Here is a 3,727-nt window from a genome sequence, read left to right on the forward strand (position 1 = left end):
GCGAGGCTGCCACAGTGTCAGAAACACCAGTGGCCAGCTCTGAAGTAGCCTCAACAGAAACAGTTTCTGAAAAACCAAGCTCTGAAGTCACAAGTACAGCTAGTTCGGAAGTAGCTAATTCTGAAACTACACATTCTGAGGTAAGTGCAACAAATACACCTACAAACAACGAAAACCTCATCATAAGTACTTCTCCTGATAAAACAACTTTAGATACCTCACAAAAAGATGGCGATTTCACCATCACTGTTGAAGCGGAAGGTATCACAAAAAAGACAGATAAAAGAGAGAGTTTCGTTTCAGATGCAAATGGTGTTACCTATTATATAGATGCAAAAGGGCAGCTTGTTACTGGACCAAAAGAAATCAACGGTTTCCAATATTACTTTAACAATGACGGCACTATGGTAAAAGGGCAGCTTAGGAAAGTTGACGACAAACTCCACTTTTACGATGAAAACGATGGCAAGCTAGTAACAGACCGTTTTATTACATTCAAAGACAGCCACTATATTCCAGAAGAAAACTATAGTAAAGTTGTTTACTTCAATGAACCTGCTTATATCGAACCAAACTATTATGTAATGCCTGGATTAGAACGTTACTATTTTGATAAAAATGGTAACACACTTAAGAAAGGTCGTCAGACGATTTTAGGTGATGACTATTACATCTATGACAATGGCCAAGTTGCTGTTCATAGACTAATGGAATTAGATCACAAACGCTACTACTTTGATGACAAAGGGGCCTTAGCTAAAAACAAACAATTTCCTATCATCGAAAAGGGTCTTCGGAAGTCTATGCCATATGTATTTTATTCAGACCACAATGGGGTGGCTGATTATCTCAATAAACAACTAAACATTGTGACTTATCCGTTCCCAATTTACTATACTCTTCCTTCAGAAAATAATATAGAATATCCAAAAAATCAATTTATGATGGACTACGAAGGTCGTTGGTATTACTTCAACAAAGACGGATTTCCAGTCACTGGACCTAAGACTATTGATGGCTTTGAACTCTACTTCCATGAATCATCTCGTCCAGAAGGACATCAAGCTAAAGGCGAATTCATTAATATTGATAATAAAATCTACTACTTCGACAGAGACAATGGTCGTAAAGTCAAGGACACTTCCTTTGAGTTAAACGGTATCCATTATATCGCAGATAAAGAGGGTAACATTACTATCCAAGGTGATTCTAGATTCCATAACCAATATGTCAGCGATGATAAAGGCAACTGGTATTACTACAACTCCGATGGCAATAAACTCATTGGCGAACAAACCATTGATAACGTCAAAGTTTACTTTAAGGACAGTGGAGTCCAAGTTAAAGGACACTTTGCTCCGAATGGACACTTCTATGACAAGGATAGTGGTGAACTTGTTACCAATGCTTATGTAGAAGACAATAGAAACTGGTACTATGTCGATGAAAATGGTCAGAAACTCATTGGAAACCAAATTGTTGATAGTTATCATGTTTGTTTTGACAGTAATGGTCGTCAACTAAAAGGTGAGGCTAGCTACTCAAATTCAGGTCTACCAAAACATTACTATGATTTGCATAATGGACAAATGCTTATCAACTCTCTTATTCAAATCGATGGTAAGACCTATAAAGCTGATAATGAAGGTAAACTCTCTGAAGTACCATATGCTTTAAACTATCGCAACCAAATTGTTACCGATGACTTTGAAAACAGCTATTATTATGACTACCAAGGAACAATGGTCAAAAATCAATACGTTACTATCTATCACCTAGAGAATGACTATCTTAACCCTAAAATTAAAAAAGTCACCTATTATGCAGGGTATGACGGAAAATTCCTTCACGGTCCCCAAACGATAAATGGTGTTGCTGTTTATTTCAATGTCTATGGTGAACAAATCAAAGACCAGTTCGCAGACGATGGTTACTATTATGATAAAGATACCGGTGCTCGTGTTAATTTAGGTGTCAACCGATCAGTTATGATAAATGGTAAATGGTATTATGTTGACCAAAACGGAAAGCAATCTAAAGGAGAGTTTATTAAACAAGGAGGAAACAAATACTACTACGATAAAAATAATGGTGAGCGTGTCATTGGAACACTTTTTGAAGTGAACGATAAACTTTATATTTCAGATCAAGAAGGTGTCATTACTGAAAAGAAAGATGATATCAAAAAAAATGGACTGTTCTATGATGACTACCACAATATCCATTATATGAATGATAATGGTCATCTAGCTAGGAACTTATACGTTCCTTCTAACCACAATGGATTTAGCGATGATACAAAACCATTTTACTATTTTGGTTCCGAAGGAATCGCTTTAAAAGGGGAGCATACTATTAATGGTGAAACAGTATTCTTCGATGAAAATGGAGAGCAAGTAAAAGGAGGTTTCGCAAAAAACGGTAAATATTACGATAAACATACAGGTAACTTAGCAAGAAATACTTTCAGAGAGCGTACTGTAAGAATCGCTCGTGAATGGCGTGCTAATGGTATCTCAACTACATTCCGCTACTACCTAGATAATAGTGGCTACAAGGTGTCAGGTTATCAGACTATTAACGGTGAGGACTACTACTTCTACCCTGATGGACCACAGTTAAAAGGGGATTTCGCACCAGATGGTAGATATCACGATAAGGACACCGGAGCTTTAGTCACAAAACGTTATGTTCAAATAAAACCTTGGCATTTTATCACCGACCTAGGTAATGAGCCTATCGACCATAATTATGTTCAAGTATTTCAATTCGATAGATACCCTAGTCTAGCAGACACCTCAACTGGTGCAATTACTAGATATTTTGGTAAAAAATATTCTGATAGTTGGTACTACGTCGATGAAAATAGTCAAAAGGTAACTGGACACAAAACTATCGATAATGTGAAGGTTTACTTTGATAAAGATGGTAAACAAGCTAGAGGTATTGTTGCTGATGATGGTTATTACTATGACAAGAATACTGGTGAACTTGTTGACTTAGGACGTGACAAATTCGTTGACATTGACGGTTATCGTTACTATGTTGGTAGTGATGGTAAATGTTATAAGGGTGAACAAAAGATTGGAGATGATTACTACTATTTTCACGATGATGGTAGATTAGGCTACGATGAATTGCGAACAATTTGGGCGGGAAATGACTACTACTACCATTATTATTACCCAAAAACTGGAAAACGTGCTAAAAATGTTGACATTACTTTTAATCACTCAATTCGTTACAAGGTGAAAGCTGAGGTTGTTCATTTCGATGAAAACGGTGATGGAAGGGTTATTAAATATATTTACGAATAATATTTATTTCACACATATAATTCCAATTTATCTTTCAATGAAAGGAGAATTATCATGGAAAGGAAAGTACATTTTAAACTTCACAAAGTTAAAAAACATTGGGTAACTATTGCAGTGACAGGACTTGCTTTGGGATTGAGTTTTGCAAGCCTCAGCTACGCTTCAGCTGAAGAACAACCTACCCCTGTTAATGAAGCAACTGTTGAAGCCATCATCAAAGAAGGTGCTATTGACGTTGAGGCTCCAGCGACTAGTGAAGCCACAGCTAAACCTACAGAAAATACACCTGCTACCCCTTCTAGCGAGACTGCTACAGTATCAGAAGCACCAGTAGCTACCTCTGAAGTGGCTTCAACAGAAACTATTTCTGAAAAAACAAGCTCTGAAGTCACAAGTACAGCTAGTTCGGA

At 36.9% G+C, this 3,727-nt stretch carries 2 protein-coding genes; both read left to right on the forward strand.

Translation table 11 applies throughout. The features are described 5' to 3' along the window. A partial coding sequence (locus tag HMPREF2697_RS02470; protein ID WP_070849517.1) for a glucosyl transferase occupies positions 1–3,317 on the forward strand: 3,317 nt, incomplete at its 5' end. 54 nt (positions 3,318–3,371) lie between these two features. Then, a partial coding sequence (locus HMPREF2697_RS02475; RefSeq protein ID WP_180364353.1) for a KxYKxGKxW signal peptide domain-containing protein occupies positions 3,372–3,727 on the forward strand: 356 nt, incomplete at its 3' end.

This window comes from Streptococcus sp. HMSC064D12, from assembly GCF_001837205.1.
GTDB lineage: Bacteria > Bacillota > Bacilli > Lactobacillales > Streptococcaceae > Streptococcus > Streptococcus salivarius_D.